The following is a 14,798-nucleotide window of genomic DNA, read 5'->3' on the forward strand; positions in this document are numbered from 1 at the left end:
TCGTGGTACGTACGCTTCAGAGACGATGAGGGCAAGACATGGCAGCAACGAACAACGAGGTCTGGCAGCTGGGCACAGTGGTCGAGGCCGTAGACATCGCGTCCGACATCCGGCGCATCGTTTTTGAAACATCCCGGCCGAAAAAGGCAGACCCGGGTTCACACATCGACCTGAAAGTCCTCATCGCCGGCGAGGAGCACAAGCGCTCCTACTCCGTGGTTGAATCCAGCGAGGACGGCAAACGACTGATCATCAGCGTGATGAAGGCTCCGCAGTCACGAGGCGGCTCGATCTACATGCACACACTAAATCGCGGTGACGTACTCGAGATTACCCAGCCGTTGCAGAACTTCCCGCTCCGCGTGGGGGCGCGTCGCTACATCCTGCTGGCCGGAGGCATCGGCATTACGGCGATCCTAAACATGGCCCGCGTGCTGAAGAACCTGAAAACGGACTACACGTTCGTTTACGCGGCGAGAAACCGCGGCGCGATGGCGTACCTGCCCGAACTGCAGGAATTGCACGGGGAGAACCTCGTGGTCCATGTGGACGAAGAGGACGGCATCATGGACATCGCCTCACTGGTAGCCGGAATAAATGAGGACGACACCGAACTGTATATGTGCGGGCCCATCCGTCTTATGGACGCCGTGCGACGTGCCTGGATTGAACGGGAACTCAGCCTCCCCAACCTGCGCTATGAAACCTTCGGCAACAGTGGCTGGTATGACCCGGAAGAGTTCATTGTTAAAGTTCCGCGGCTGGGCATCGAGGCCAGAGTCGGCCAAGGACGCTCCATGCTCGAAGCCCTCGAAGATGCCGGAGTGGACATGATGTTCGATTGCCGCAAGGGCGAATGCGGCCTATGCGAAGTTCGCATCCTCCGACTTGAAGGCGGTATCGACCACCGCGACGTCTTTTACAGCGACCGCCAGCAAAATGCCGCCGAGAAGATGTGCTGCTGTGTCTCCCGGGCCGTTACCTCCGGAACAGGTGCCAAAGCAGACGCAGACCGGGATCTCGGTCCCGCCGTAGTCACTATCGACGTGTCGTGACAGACAAAGAACCACGAAACAGTCCTCCTCCATGGTGCTCCCCCGTACAATAATGTCAACAAGAATGGTCCCGTAGTCAATGGAGGCAACACGTGTCGGAAACCCTGACGGGCACCCAAACCGTCGTCTCAGGTCTGCGGGAAGCAATTTCTCACGGGAACCTGGCACCGAACCAACGCCTAATCGAGCAGGACATTTGCGTCACGTATGGCGCGAGCCGGGCAACTGTCCGCGCCGCTTTCGCTGAACTGGCCACTGAAGGGCTTGTAGAGAGAATCCAGAACCGCGGGGCACGGGTGCGGGCTGTCCCGGCCTCCGAAGCAATCGAAATCCTAGAGGTCCGTACAGCACTTGAGGCAATGTGTGCGGCCAAAGCAACCCTTCGACTGACCGACGAGGGCCGACGAGCTCTGCAAGCTTTGGGCGACGATATGCGCCATGCCATCGAAACCGGTGACCTCTACGAGTACTCGGAGCTGAACAACCGCCTGCACGAGGCGGTGCTTGAACTCAGTCAGCACGGAACAGCCTCTGCCGTCATCCACCGGCTGAAGGGACAGGTTGTACGGCACCAGTTCCGCCTCAACCTGCGGTCCGGCGGCCCTGCCGGCTCTCTGGCTGAACATTTGGAAATCATTGACGCCATCTGTGCGGGGGATGCCGGTCATGCAGAAGAAGCCATGCGGAAGCACCTTGTCAGTGTCGCGGATGCTCTGAGGGCTCGCGACTCCTCGTAAGCACGACCGATGAGCGATGCGAGTGGTGAAACCGACGGTCCAGGTTTTTCCGACCAGAAGTAGGAACCCCTCAACTGAGCTCCCATGAGGTTCAACCCAGTACCTGCTTGAAACACTTCTGTTGGACACCTGATCCTTACTCCGACGGAAAAAGCATGACCGTCAATATCGCTGTTCTAGGCCTGGGAGCCTTTAACCACAAGCACGTCGACGCCGCCGCCCAAATCCCTGATGCGAAAAATCGGTACGTTGCCGACAGCAAGATCGACATCGCGAAGGAGGTAGCGGTTCGATGTGGGAGCGAAAGCGGCCTTCACCAGCTAATCTCACCTGTTTGAGCAGGACGACCTGGATGGCGTCCTTCTCGCAACGCCCGCTCGCCCCGTCGCACCAGTTAATGCACAACAAGATCCGCGCGGGCGAGTTCATTATTCAACAAATGGATGTGCAGAGCGGCGTATTTAACTAGGTGCTATTCAGGCCACGGATAGCAGGAGTGATGGCCCCGGTCGGTAAAGGCAAGTTCCAGACGCCTTTCTTCAGCTTACTAACGAAGACCCGCAACGAGAACCACGGGTGTTGGGCCTATTTGGTGTCCGCTGCGTGAAGAGTCAGAGGGTGGGCGGTGACGGGAAAGTGTTCGTGGAGCCGAGCGCAGGAACGCTGGACCACGGAGCGTAGCCAGAGGCTCGCCGGGTCTTCTGTCTGGGATGGGTGCCAGTACATCGCCTCCACCAGGGACGCCTCAGTTTCCTCGGAGAACTCCAACACCACGATGTCGGCGCCGCGCCAAGCCCGTGCCGCGAGCATCCGCGGGACCATAGCCACCAGGTCTGTCCCTTCGACCAGGAGCGGCAGGGACAGGAAGCCGGCCACCACTGCAGCCACTCGTCGCTGTATGCCACGGGACTCGAACAGCTTGTCCGCCGGGGTGCTGATCCCCTCACCGAAATAGCCGACAGCGTGGGGAACTTTGCCTAGGTCCTCCAGGCTGAGCCGGGGCTGCTGCAGTAGGACATTTCCACTGGCAGCAACGGCCACGAAGCTGTCCCTGAAAACCGGCTTGCTGGCACCCTCCAGTTCGTAGCCCATAGGGCCGACGAGCAGGTCGATTTTCGAATAATCAGCCATGTGGCCCAGGATGCCGGACTTAGCAGCCGAGGGAACGAAGTCCACTGACACCCCCGGAGCTTCATCACGCAGTAAACGTCGCAAGGGACCCACGATCAGCGCAGCAGCATAGTCCGAGGCTGCGATGATGAACTCACGCTCGCTCGTGGCGGGGTCAAACCCGGACCGCACGCCCGCCGCCCGCTGGATATGAAGCATTGCTTCATCAACCAGCGGAACCAGGGACTGCGCAAAGGGCGTGAGGTCATACGTGCGGCCATTCCTGACCAGGAGTTCGTCATCGAAATGCCGCCGTAGCCTGGCCATGGCCGCGCTGGTAGCCGGCTGGCTGAGCTGAAGCCTCTCAGCCGCCCGGGAGATGTTCCGCAGTTCCAGCAGGACCTGTAGTTGGGGCAGCAGGTTGAGGTCCAGGTTCTTCACCCTCATAGCGTAGCGATAACTCGATGGTGGACGCTCGAAGACGGTACCGGAAGTATCTGCGCAGGTCCATGTCTTCAGCTTTTCAATCCGTCCAGCCCTGCGAAGCCATGGCCGCAGGGCTCGAGAGGCGCTGCCGAACCCCCGGGAACATCGCTCTGTGCTTCCAGAACTGCCTGGCTTGAGCGGGGAAGCTCAAAGGGAAGCCGGCCTTCTTGCCTGGTGTTTCCGGTCAGCACCCGCGCGGGGGCTTCGTCCGAGACGCCGAACGTGGCCAGGATGGCGGAGCAGTGTGGTTCCAGCGGAGTGAGGATCGCGGGGCGGTCCAGGTTGACTACCAGGACCAGGGGCGCGTGGCTCGATTCTGAGTGGGCCCCGGTAACAGGAGTTGGAAGGCGTCGTCTGGCCACAGGCGCCCCTTCCGCTCTTACCGGCGGGATCGATTCAGCTCAGCAACCCACAACACGCCACACCGAGAGGTCCTCATGGCTGATCTTTCCGTCACCTATCCGCTCCCCGCCGGCGCCAACTTGGCTACTGGGGACCGGGGTGACCCGCGACTACGTGCAAGACACTGCGGGTCGGGGCGGGCTCAGCCGCGGCGGGCGGGCTTGTGGAATTGCCAGCCCTCGGCCCGAAGCTCAGGGAGCACCTGAGCCAGTGCCTCCACCGTGCCGCGCCGGTCGGTGCTGGCAGCACCCGCTGCTGCGCCGTCGTGCAGCAGGGCGATCCCACCGGGGTTTGCCCGCAGCTGCGTCTCCAGACGTTCTGCGAGCACGTCGACATCCTGCGTCTCCCAGTCGAGGATCGCGAAGGTGGCGCCGAGGGGTTGCATCCCCAGCTCCGCGGCCACCTGGGCGCTCAGCCCCCAGAAACCGTAGGGGACCCGGTAGTACGGCACGGGTACGCCTCCGACAGCTTCCCTGATCGCGGCCGACGTCTCCTCCATGTCGGCACGCAGACGCTCCGCGGACCAGCTGCCGATACCGCGCGTGTGGTGCATGCTGTGATTGCACAGGGTGTGGCCTGCGGCGACAATCTGCCGCACCACGTCGGGGTGCTGCTTGACGTAATCTCCGATGAGGCAGAAGACCGCCTTGGCCTCGTTCGCCGCGAGGACCTCCAGCAGGCGGGGAGCGGTCTCCGGGTTCGGGCCGTCGTCGAAGGTGAGGGCGGCAACCTTGCCGCTGAGCATGGTCGTCATGACGGGTTCGGCCGTCGCCGGTCCACCCTGTCCTGGACCGGGTCCACGCCCGTCGGCCTGAGCCGGCGCGACGGCGCCGAAAACGAGCGCGCCGACGACGAGCGGGGCGGCGAGGAGGCGGAGCGCGCGGCTGTGTGCAGTAGTCATAGGGGTTTCTTCCTCATTGAAGGGACTTAGTGGGTATACATTTCTCGAACGAGTCCGAGGGAACGGCCGGGTGAGCCCGGACGATGTAGTGGCCGGCTCCGATTCGTGTGACCAAGATTCCCGTGCGGTGGTGCTTGGCGGTCTCAGTGATATCTGCGATGGCTTGATCCAGCGCTGAGTCCACTTCACCGGCGTTGCTGACATGCACTTCCAGCATCCCTGGCAGGGGCGGGTCATCGCACGGAGTGTACCCAGTGGTGTCCTCAGCCGTAGCAGTAGGATTCCGGACTTGCATTGGTGCTCCTCCTTCCCTGCGAACTAAACGAGGACGACGGTCGTTTCAAGGGGCAGATCCGTGGCAGAAGCACCAACCCGCAGCACGTAGCGCCCGGCTCGTAGGTCCAGCCATTGTCCCAGTACGCCAGCAGGCGGGTCGGGACATCCAGGATGATGGTGGCCGTTTCCCCTGACCTTGCCCACACGGGAGTGGAAGCGATGAGCCAACGGACGGGGCGTTTTACAGCGGAGCCGGGCTTTTCGGCGTACACCTGCACGACATTCTTTCCGGACCTTGATCCGGTGTTGCTCAGGGTTACCCTAACGGGAACGACGGCGCCTGCGGCAGCGTGAGAGGGCGCGTCGACCGTTTCCAGTGCCCACTCCGTGTATCCCAGGCCGTAGCCGTCCCTAGCGTTGTTCTGGCCCGAATATCGGCACCATGCCGGTACGCGGCTTGATCCGTACAACCGGGCAGCCACTCCCGGGCAGCAGGGCCCGCATCGTGCCGGCCCCTGCTGCCGTGGTCCTTACTTCACGGTGACGATGACGCGTTGGTATCTCGTCAGAGGGTTCTCGCCGTCGTCGGTGACTTCCAGAATGACGTGGATTGTCTGGCCGGGTGCCGCATCGTCCGGGACGATGAAAAATGCCCCGGCGGGAAGCTTTGAGGGACCCTCGATCTGAATGTTTCCTGGGTAGGTTCCCGCTTCCCGGTACTGCCACCACTTTGCTTGTAGTTCGTCGCCGTCCGGGTCGCTCGCTCGTCCTACGAGTTGCACTCGTGTCCCCGGCTTGGCGGAGATATCCAGGCGGCCCTTCTGGACGGAGACCACCGGCGGGTGGTTCGCGTCCTCGACGCTCCTGGTCTGCCACTGCGATCGGGCAGCGAACTCGTTTTGTATGGCAGGAATCCACCGCGACTGCGGGTAGTAAATGTCGTAGTCGGCGTCGTAGGGGCTGTCGTCGGCTACCCGACCTGTTGGGTTGATGCTTCCATTGCCCGGGCCGGGCCACGTGGGGAGTTCCAGATAGGCGGGCCAGTCGGTCCAGCGGTGCTCTGCCGTTTGAGTGAACCTACCCCCCCAACCGCCGTACGTCGGGTCTTCGAAGCTACGAAGTCCGTTGTCTACCAGCTCGAAAAACGCCGGACTGTCGCCCTCGCAATAGCACGATCCGGGTTCGACACTGTTATCGAGGGGCATCTTCGACAACATCGGCCCCTGCGCGATCTTGCTCATGAACGGAGCGGCCAAGTAGGTGTTTAACTCCTGGGGCAAGGTGGGCTTTCGGAAGTTCGGGTAGGCGAGAGGGTTGTACTGACCCCTGTTCATCGTCACATCGATGTCGGGCCATTCCTTCTCGATGTAGCTCTTGAACACCGCGTCTTGGTCGAGAATGATGTACATCTCGACCTTCTCAGAAACTCGCTTCTTGGTCTCAGGCCAGTCGGGAGATGAAGAATACTCGTCGGAAATGGAGCGTAGTGCCGCTGCAGCCGTATTGGTTCCACCCCATATCTGCAGGCGTAGTGGTCGGCTGTCCTCCGAGAGAAGGGATTTTTTGATGAGCAGGGAGCCCTCAGTGTCCTTTGCCATCTCGCTCGGCGCGTCGATATTGCCGATCTTAATCAGGTCGAGGACATGCTGGGGAGTCGGGTAGCGGGGATCGTGCTGTCGAAGGTTCTCGTACACCGCCGCATAATCTTCCCGTACCACTCGCTGCAGAACATCGGTGTCCCAAGGAGCGCTCCCCGGCCGAGGTCCGACAAAGGAACTCGAGTACACAATTCCCTCAAGAGAGCCGGCGAACTCGTTCGAGTAGAGCAAGAAACGATAGAACGAGGCGACGTCGTCGAACCGGAAGCGCATTGCATCCGTCGTAATGATTGTCCGGAAGGATGATGCCGGTGCCGTCTTATCGGCCTGATTGTCCTGGATGGACTTCTGGGACGATACCCCTTGGCTCACCGACGTGATCGGGGTGACCGTGGCAGCGGTGGCATCTGCCACGGCGACGAACGGCATCGAAACTCCCAGCACACCTGCCACAGCAAGGGTACTGACCAGGGGATGGCGCCTTGAGCGAGGGGCACTGTGCATCAACTATGTCTCCTTTGACCTAAACAAAAGACCAAACCCGTGGTTAACCGGTTGACCAATCTGCGTGTAGGTCAACCGTAAGGCTGGCACACCTCCTGGTCAAGGTTCTCGAGGTGATGCTTCATGAGAGGACGTAAGGGCCGCTCGGAACCGGTCGCGATGATGGGCACGTTCAGATCGCCCTGACCAACGCCCTGCGCGGCTCCAACCCGTTCTCCGAGGCCTGCGAAATCGCCATCCAATACGGCAAGGAAACCATTATCAAGGACGACTGGAAAAGATCTTCAACGACTCCGAGCTCGACAACGTCATCGCCAAAATGCTCAAACTCGATTCAGTTAAGCGATAGACCCAAATGGTTAGTAACCCATTGCCGGGTAGTCGTCACTGTGCTACTTCGTAACAAGGAGGGCGCCCCGCATCGGCATTCACTGCCGACGTGGAGCGCCCTCATTGTTTGTACAAGCACCCGTGAAACGCACTCACTAACGGACCGCCTTACTTGTAGGCCAGTACAAAGGGCAGTGAGCCACCCTACTCATGCAGAGGCACCACTTGCATGGTCCAACAACAACCATCGAACCAGAGGGCAATTTCTATGCCTACTTTGACCAGCCCCGCCCGGCTAGGGGAGGAAGAACTGTCTTGAACCAGCCCGGACCAGCGCGCAGTGGATACCATCAGTGCGCTCGCTGCAGATGCAGTGGAGAAGGTGGGCATCGGGTGCCCCGGTACGGCGATGAACCTGGCGCCTGCCGCATACCTTCTGTTCCAGAAGCTGATGCGTCACGATCCGCGCAACCCTGATTGGCTGGGCCGTAACCGCATCGTCCTGTCCCCGGGCCACACCTCGCTCACGGTCACGGCCTGGAGCTGAAGGACCATGAGGCACTGCGCACCTGGGGTTCACTGACTCCGGGCCACACCGCCGGCGTCGAAGTCCCCACCGGCCCGCTGGGCCCGGGCCTCAAGGCTTTCGAGTCGCCCATAAATAGTGTCAAACCGGTTGACCGAAACCGCTCAAACTCCGCTACTGTTATGTCCAACCAAGCAGAGGCGTCCCTCTGGGCGCACGACACGCATGACATCGCATCAAAGGAGAGCGAATGTTTGTACCTCTGAGAACGATGAGGAGAGGCTTGATGGAAAAAATGCGACAAACACACCAGATGGAGCTGAGGTCGGACGTCCGGCCGCCTCGAGCATTCAGCAGACGACTCGGCGCCGTCTTCGCCGTACCCGCGATCTGCCTATCATTTACGCTCACGGCGCCTGCGGTCGAAGCCGATGCGGCAACGCTAGAAGCATCCAGCCCAGCCGTGGAGGCGGCAGGGAGCGAGGCCCGCCCGCGCATCATCGTGACGACGGACGGCGAGGGAGATGACATCGCGTCCATGCACCGCCTCCTGCTCTATGCCAACGACCTCGACATCGTCGGGATCGTCAGCAGCTCGTCGATGCATCACTGGGCGGGGGACCCCAACGCAACACCTCCCATCGCTACGCGCTCCTGGCACGGGACTGAATGGATCCCCAAGCTGATCGACGAGCAGTATCGCCAGGTGCATCCGAACTTGGTCCGGCACGACGCCGAGTACCCGAGCGCTGACGAGCTTCTGTCAGTGGTTCGGACCGGGAACATCACCAACAACGGTGAGATGGCCACCGACACTCCCGGATCAGAACTCATCAAGGAGACGCTCCTCGACGACGACCCCGGCACGGTGAGCCTGCAAGCATGGGGTGGGACGAACACCATTGCTGCTGCACTGCGCTCGATCGAGGCCGAGTATAAGGGGACTTCTGAGTGGGCTGCGGTCAGCAAGAAGGTCTCCGACAAGGCCAGTCTGTACCTCATCCAGGACCAGGACGTCACGTACAAGGAGTACGTGGCCAAGAGCTGGCCGGACGTACAAGTCATCGTCAACCGCGACCAGTTCGAAGCGTTCGCCTACGGCTACGTCGACTACAACCCGCCGGCGACGCGGGCCCTGTTCCAAAAGGCCTGGGTCACCGAGCACCTCCTCCAGGGTCCCTTCATGGCGGGCTACCCGACCTACCGCAACGGTGACAGCACCATCTTCCACTTCTGCCGCGGAGCCTCCTGGCCTGGCACCTGCAAGCCCGGCGACTGGTTCTCTGAAGGCGACAGCCCCGCTTTCCTTCACGCGATCCCGACGGGCCTCCGTCAGGACGAGAACGCCGCGTGGGGCAGTTGGGGCGGACGATTCGTCCAGCTCGACCAGCGTCTGTGGGCGGACCTGCCCAGCTACCTCGGCGACAGCCGTCCGCGAGCAACCGACCGCAGCGACGAGGTCCTCTGGACCACCCACCTCATCGAGACCGCTCCCGCCGGAGCTACATCGGTCCGTGTCTTCAGGGACCGCGTCCACTCAAGCGCGGGCGCAGGGTTCTCGGAACCTGAGTTCGTGGTCGGCGACAAGATCGCCGTCGGCGCGGGCGATGCTGCCGAGATCCGTTACGTGACCCAAGTCGTGCCCGGTGGCTACCGCCAGCCCGCGACGGTGCAGCTCAATTCGCCACTGACCAAGACGCACGCGGTCAACGAGACCGTCGGCAACTACAACGGCACGCACTGGACGCAGTCCCGGTGGAACGACGACATCCAGCGCGACTTTGCAGCACGCGTGCAGTGGACGATCACCAGTGGCGAGGACGCCAATCACGCGCCGGTCGTCTCGGTGCCTGAGGACAAACTCAACATCATTGCGAAGCCGGGACAGCGAGTTCAGCTCGTTGGGCAGGCTTCAGACCCTGACGGCGATGCGCTCTCGGCGCGCTGGTGGCAGTACGCCGAGGCCGGCACCTACGCCGGGCAGGTCAGCGTTACCGACCCCACGGCGCTTCGCGGCGCTGGGGCCAACGTCAAGATCCCTGGTGACGCCAAGTCCGGCGACACGATCCACCTCATCCTCGAGGTGACGGACAACGCCGAGATGCCCCTCACGCGTTACCAGCGGGTGATCATCACCGTCAGATAGCCCGCAGGGCGAGCGATTGTGAAGCGGTGGTTCGGGATCAACCCGGGCCACCGCTTCGCATTAACAACATGAATCGCTTACGGCAGCGCCTTCGAGCCCGAGTGCACCCCCGGCTCCGACGGTCACGCAGATTCGCGGCGCACTATCTGTGTCAATGTCGGCAAGACGATGTGTCGCGGACGCGGATGTCATGGCCGACCGCCTCTCGAAGATCGAGGGCATCCGGTCGACGACGACGCAGATTACTGTCCGCTCCTACTCGCAGCACGACCTCGACGCGGCCTTCTCGCTCGGGTTCGACAGCTGAAGTCACGGTCACCTGATGGATGACCTGACCGACGACGTCGGGGGTCGACGTTGCGACGGCGCGGCGCTTCCCCCAAGGCGTCAGCGTGGCTGGCTGACTGCAATCGAGCGGTTCAGGACGTCGACCGCGGCGCCCGAATCGATGGACTCCACCGCCCGCCTCATCGCTAAGCCGATTCGCCCGACAAGCGGGCCCTAAGCCTCCTCGTCTAGGCGACGTTGCCGGCCGCGGCATTGAGGACGACGGTGTCCCCGACGGTCCCGGGTTGCCCCCGGAGCACGGCGCGAACCACGCCGGCGAATCTTGGCCGGGTCTCGGAAGCCCAGTTTGTGCGCGAGGCCTTCGAATGAGCCTCCTTGCGGGGCCTGGCCGTGGATGATGAAGGCATGCCGGGTTGCGACTGATACTCAAAGCCAGACGGAAGCCGATGCACAAAAGGACGTCGAGGAGTTTTTCGGCTCGACGAAGAACTCCACCGCGAACTCCTCCGCCTTGCCCGGCAAGAGTCCGCCTGGTCTGCAGTCAACTCAGCCACGGTAAACCTTGACCGCGCCAGTCGCCTTAGCTGCTGGCACCAGGCCCATCGCAACACTGATCCGCCAGCACACTGCGGTAGTGAATGCCCTGGAAGCAAACAACCTCGATGACGCCGACGGCTCGTTGCGCCTGCACTTGCGCGGCCTCTTCGAGGACGTCCAAAGGATCCAGGAAACCACCCCTAAGCTCTTCTCCCACGGCACAGCTGCCCGACCGGGCCCATGGCGTAACCAGGCCCATCAGCTCCTGATGACCTGGCTCACAGCGGTTGATTGTCTTTTTGGGCACATCCCGATCTGATGACGATAATCGTGACGTGTACATACAATTTATAATCTGGCTTCCAAAACCAGACTAAACAATGAGGCTTTGCGGACCACAATTAGGGACAATCCTCGCAAGTTATTCACCGTTACTCCTGCCGCGGAGCTACCCCAACGGCTCCCGATTCCAGCCGACGGTAACCCGAATTGACCCCGCCGTGGATGGCTCAAAGTCACCATAGTGGGCAGGCAGCAAAGGCTGGTGCTGCGTCAAGTTGGGTAAGAACGGACCATTGGTCGCATCGGCGGCTTGTGCACGGTATCGGATCCGCGAATTGGGCTGACCAGAATTGGCTTTACACAAGAATTCTGAGGAAACTCTGGAACTGCCCGAGGTCAGCCCATTGGCAAAGAAGAGTCAAACTTTAGCCGCCCGGCGTATCCAACTCATGATTGGCTTAGCAACCCCGGGCGACAGCCCGGTGCCGTAATGACCATGCTCGTCGAGTACCTTCGCTGGGGTCACAGTGCCGTGAGGCCGCCGTCGACGGTGAAGAGAGAGCCTGTGGCGTATGCTGATTCGTCGCTGGCGAGGTAGACCATGATGCCTTCGACGTCAGCAGCGGCTCCCGCCCGTCCGAGCATGGTTGAGTTCACCAGCCCGGCGCGGCTGGCAGGGTCATCGGCAATGGTTTGCACGAGTGGGGTTTCAGTGTAGCCGGGTACTACGGTGTTCACCCGGATGCCTTCTTTGGCATAGTCCGCGGCGACAACCCGGGCCAGGCCGTGAACGCCGGCTTTGGAGCTGGAGTAGGCGGTGAAGGTTTGACCGCAGGCAACGACAGCGGTTGGGCTGCCGGTGCAGATGATCGATCCTCCCCTCCCTTGGAGTGCGCGCACGGCGTGCTTCAAGGTGAGGAAGGCTCCTCGGTGGTTGATTGCCATGGTTTTTTCCCAGACCTCCAGGGAAAGGTCGCCTACTTTGGCGTCCTGACCGAAGAGTTGGACGCCGGCGTTGGCCACAACAATGTCCAGATCGCCGTCGGCAGCGATGGCGGCGTAGGCGGCTTCGACGCTGTGCTCGTCAGAGATGTCAACTGCCAGTGCAGTAGCCCGGTCGGTGCCGGTGGCTGCAGCTGCTTTTTCGGCAGCTTCGACATTGATGTCGGCAAAGTAAATGCGGGCACCTTCAGCGGTGAAGCGTTGCGCTACTGCCAGCCCGATTCCGGAACCGGCACCGGTAACGAGAGCGGTCTTGCCTTCTAGCCTGTTGGACATCATGTTCCTCTTTTCGTGTTGGGTCAGCTGAGGGGCCGGGTGCGGGCGGACCAGGCTGGGATTTCAAGAGTCCGCGTGTACCCGTCTTCGAGTTTTACGGCGGTCTTCAGCGGCTGTGCTGTGAGATTAGCGGCGAAGAGCAGCACCCCGGTTCCGGATGCCACCGGGTACAGCACCAGGCCGGGGACGGCACCCTCGACGTGCAGCACGTCAGCGCCGCGAAGGGCGGCCAGCTTTGCCAGGATCTCGAACGACGGCGTGAGAGATCCTTCTGCCGTGATGAGGCCTCTGGGGCCGCTGGCCTCGAAGTAGCTCATGGATTCCACGCCTGGCACTGTCAGGGCATTGATGCTCCCCAACAGCCAGGCGGCAGCGAACTCCTCCGCCTGAAGTGGGTCGGTCGTCATGGCATCCAAGGTAGCGGGGTCGTAGGCGCCGCGGGTAGAGACGGCGTTGAAGCGTGCCTTCAGGGTCACGGGGCCGATGTGCAGTGGTTTGCCGGATCCCAGGTGGAGTGCGTTCAGCGCCGTCTGCCGTTGGATGGGCAGACTCTCGACGATGTGCGGCACTTCGGAGGCGTGCATCTGCGGCGTGATGCTGTAGGTAATCGCGTCCGAGTCTGGCCGAATGGAGTCCCGTCGGCGGTTGAGCTCGGTGAAGTGTGAACGGGTGCCGGAAAGCAAGGCCCCGGCGAATCCCAGGCGTTTGGTTTCGGTGAGCAGTTGCTCCCACAACTGTGGCTCCGCGACGTGCCCTTGGGAGCTGAACGTCCCGATTCTGATGACATTCCCTAGAGGCAGCAGGTCCATCACCGGTGGGATGTCCGCGGCGGTGGCGGCGATAATTCGCACATCCAGCGGGCTGCCGAGTTCGGCGGCCTGCCACGACGCATGGGCCAGCAGCGCTGCGGCCGCGGCGGGATCACGGCCGGGAACCTCCACGATCAAGGCCTCGAGGCCGGGCAAGGACGGGAGCTTTATCGCAGATGTGGATGCTGACGTCCCTAGGGCCGGAACGCTCCGGCGGACATCCGTCTTAACGGTCAGCACCCCTGGCGCGGACGGCCGGACAGAGGTTGTCGTAACCGGTGTCGAGGGTCTGGTGCTGAGGCGGACACTTTGGTGGATCTGGTGGCCGGTGTGGACACTGACGGGGAAGGGCCGGGACAGTGGGGTGCTGTAGGTCTTGAAGGAGGCGTCGGTCCAGTTTCGCTGGTCTTCGGTCTCGAATACTTCGCCGTTGAAGTCCAGCCGGAAGGCGGTGCCGTCGCGTTCCCAGCTCATGGCGGCAATATCCAGGAAGGGCTGGTGGGGGCCGATCTTCGTGGGGAAGGCGCCATGGGTCTCGGTGTGATCCGGTGACGTGATGGTCATATCGCGCCCGGCGTCGTCGGGCCTGTGCAGGACTACCAGGCCGATGCGGTTGCTTCGGAAATCCTGGGTCGCGATGCCGTCGAAGATCACGTGAAGGTCATCGGCGGAGGCTTGGAGAGTCAGTTCGGCCCGGTATTCACAGCCGAAACCGGTGAACCGGATGGCGAGGGTTTTGGCGAGTGTTTCTGCGTCTCGGCTGTGGGTGACAGATTCGAGGACGGGCGAAAGGGTTCGCCAGTCGTGATCCCGGACCACTACTCGGATGGCCCTCAGGACTGGTCTACCGCGGTATTGAATGTCGGCGATTTCGTCACCGCGCAATTGCAGCAACCACGGTCCGTGTGCAATTTCCTCGGCAGGCGTAAGGAGCCGGGACTCGTTCTCCGCAAGCATGTTTGGGCTTTCAGGTTTGGGTGGGCGGGGGTGTCAATGGCCAGGACTGCCATGTTTACGTTAGCCTACGTCAACCGGTTGACCAATTATTTGCTAGACCCGCCTAGGCAGACATTGTCCTCAGGTCGCTGCCCGGCCGCTCGACGTGTGCAAGACATAGATTTGCCCCTTCCTGCCGCGTCCGTGGGTTGGCGGCGACTCGCATGCGCCATGCTGGGAGCCGCTCTTGTTCCTCAGGTGCTTAATGTGGCGACGACTGGTCCTTCGCGTCCGGGTTCCGCGCCGGTGAACTGGCGGATCCGGCCAGATTCACGGATGTGTTTGCAGCAACGACGAGATTGCATTTGGCTTCATGAGCGCCCTGTAAAGACGCAGTCAGCGCGGGCCGACGGGCCCAGCACCACGTCGTTGAGCCTGAGCTGGTGATCCGTGTAACAACCTCGGGAGCCCACCACCACTGTCGTTGCTGGAGTGCAGATATGCTTCTGCAACCAGCTGATCACGGGCGTTGGCACCTACGGCTGGGTGAACCGGAAACCGGACTCTGCGCTGCGCAGCTGAACGCTGCGGACTCAG

Annotated in this window: 13 protein-coding genes and 3 pseudogenes; 8 read left to right on the forward strand and 8 right to left on the reverse strand. The window is 61.8% G+C overall.

Features of this window, described 5'->3' with window-relative positions:
- Window positions 1-38: 38 nt before the first annotated feature.
- The 3 genes from ACWA13_RS15390 to ACWA13_RS15400 all read left to right on the forward strand — a co-directional run bounded on the left by ACWA13_RS15390 (window position 39) and on the right by ACWA13_RS15400 (window position 2,130).
- Window positions 39-1,055, forward strand: a complete 1,017-nt coding sequence (locus ACWA13_RS15390; RefSeq protein ID WP_463935044.1) for a PDR/VanB family oxidoreductase — start codon at window positions 39-41, stop codon at window positions 1,053-1,055.
- Between the two features lie 92 nt (window positions 1,056-1,147).
- Window positions 1,148-1,792, forward strand: coding sequence for a GntR family transcriptional regulator (locus ACWA13_RS15395; protein WP_463935045.1), 645 nt, complete (start codon window positions 1,148-1,150; stop codon window positions 1,790-1,792).
- 155 nt (window positions 1,793-1,947) lie between these two features.
- Window positions 1,948-2,130 carry a hypothetical protein gene (locus ACWA13_RS15400; RefSeq protein WP_463935046.1) on the forward strand — a complete coding sequence of 61 codons (183 nt, stop codon included), beginning with the start codon at window positions 1,948-1,950 and terminating at the stop codon, window positions 2,128-2,130.
- 247 nt (window positions 2,131-2,377) lie between these two features.
- Here the strand turns inward: ACWA13_RS15400 and ACWA13_RS15405 are convergent, their stop codons facing one another.
- The 5 genes from ACWA13_RS15405 to ACWA13_RS15425 all read right to left on the reverse strand — a co-directional run bounded on the left by ACWA13_RS15405 (window position 2,378) and on the right by ACWA13_RS15425 (window position 6,994).
- The gene (locus tag ACWA13_RS15405) at window positions 2,378-3,349 is read right to left on the reverse strand and encodes a LysR family transcriptional regulator (RefSeq protein ID WP_463935047.1); all 972 of its coding nucleotides are present in this window, start codon (window positions 3,347-3,349) and stop codon (window positions 2,378-2,380) included.
- A 68-nt stretch (window positions 3,350-3,417) separates the two neighbouring features.
- Window positions 3,418-3,750: a hypothetical protein gene (locus ACWA13_RS15410; RefSeq protein ID WP_463935048.1), complete on the reverse strand. Its 333-nt coding sequence runs from the start codon at window positions 3,748-3,750 to the stop codon at window positions 3,418-3,420.
- Between the two features lie 182 nt (window positions 3,751-3,932).
- Window positions 3,933-4,691: a polysaccharide deacetylase family protein gene (locus tag ACWA13_RS15415; RefSeq protein WP_463935049.1), complete on the reverse strand. Its 759-nt coding sequence runs from the start codon at window positions 4,689-4,691 to the stop codon at window positions 3,933-3,935.
- A gap of 263 nt (window positions 4,692-4,954) precedes the next feature.
- Entirely contained in the window at window positions 4,955-5,449 is a 495-nt protein-coding gene (locus tag ACWA13_RS15420) for a fibronectin type III-like domain-contianing protein (protein ID WP_463935050.1), read from the reverse strand.
- A 48-nt stretch (window positions 5,450-5,497) separates the two neighbouring features.
- On the reverse strand, window positions 5,498-6,994 hold the full coding sequence (locus ACWA13_RS15425; RefSeq protein ID WP_463935051.1) for a DUF1593 domain-containing protein: 1,497 nt from the start codon (window positions 6,992-6,994) through the stop codon (window positions 5,498-5,500).
- 239 nt (window positions 6,995-7,233) lie between these two features.
- On the opposite strand from ACWA13_RS15425, the pseudogene ACWA13_RS15430 reads away from it, so the two are divergent.
- The 4 genes and pseudogenes from ACWA13_RS15430 to ACWA13_RS15445 all read left to right on the forward strand — a co-directional run.
- Window positions 7,234-7,418, forward strand: a pseudogene (locus tag ACWA13_RS15430) (phosphogluconate dehydrogenase C-terminal domain-containing protein); the annotation flags it as partial.
- 321 nt (window positions 7,419-7,739) lie between these two features.
- Window positions 7,740-8,038: pseudogene (locus ACWA13_RS15435) on the forward strand (transketolase); the annotation flags it as partial.
- 173 nt (window positions 8,039-8,211) lie between these two features.
- On the forward strand, window positions 8,212-10,071 hold the full coding sequence (locus ACWA13_RS15440; RefSeq protein ID WP_463935052.1) for a DUF1593 domain-containing protein: 1,860 nt from the start codon (window positions 8,212-8,214) through the stop codon (window positions 10,069-10,071).
- Window positions 10,072-10,252: 181 nt separating this feature from the next.
- Window positions 10,253-10,378: pseudogene (locus ACWA13_RS15445) on the forward strand (Lrp/AsnC family transcriptional regulator); the annotation flags it as partial.
- 208 nt (window positions 10,379-10,586) lie between these two features.
- Here ACWA13_RS15445 and ACWA13_RS15450 read toward each other — a convergent pair.
- A complete protein-coding gene (locus ACWA13_RS15450; protein ID WP_463935053.1) occupies window positions 10,587-10,766 on the reverse strand; it encodes a hypothetical protein in 180 nt (59 codons plus the stop codon).
- Between the two features lie 227 nt (window positions 10,767-10,993).
- Here ACWA13_RS15450 and ACWA13_RS15455 point away from each other — a divergent pair, with 227 nt between their 5' ends.
- Entirely contained in the window at window positions 10,994-11,215 is a 222-nt protein-coding gene (locus ACWA13_RS15455) for a hypothetical protein (RefSeq protein ID WP_463935054.1), read from the forward strand.
- 485 nt (window positions 11,216-11,700) lie between these two features.
- Here the strand turns inward: ACWA13_RS15455 and ACWA13_RS15460 are convergent, their stop codons facing one another.
- Complete coding sequence (locus tag ACWA13_RS15460) at window positions 11,701-12,459, reverse strand: SDR family NAD(P)-dependent oxidoreductase (RefSeq protein ID WP_463935055.1); 759 nt, start codon at window positions 12,457-12,459, stop codon at window positions 11,701-11,703.
- Between the two features lie 20 nt (window positions 12,460-12,479).
- Window positions 12,480-14,222 carry a hypothetical protein gene (locus ACWA13_RS15465; RefSeq protein WP_463935056.1) on the reverse strand — a complete coding sequence of 581 codons (1,743 nt, stop codon included), beginning with the start codon at window positions 14,220-14,222 and terminating at the stop codon, window positions 12,480-12,482.
- Window positions 14,223-14,798: the final 576 nt, after the last annotated feature.

Source organism: Pseudarthrobacter sp. TRD_SC_9 (assembly GCF_055361265.1).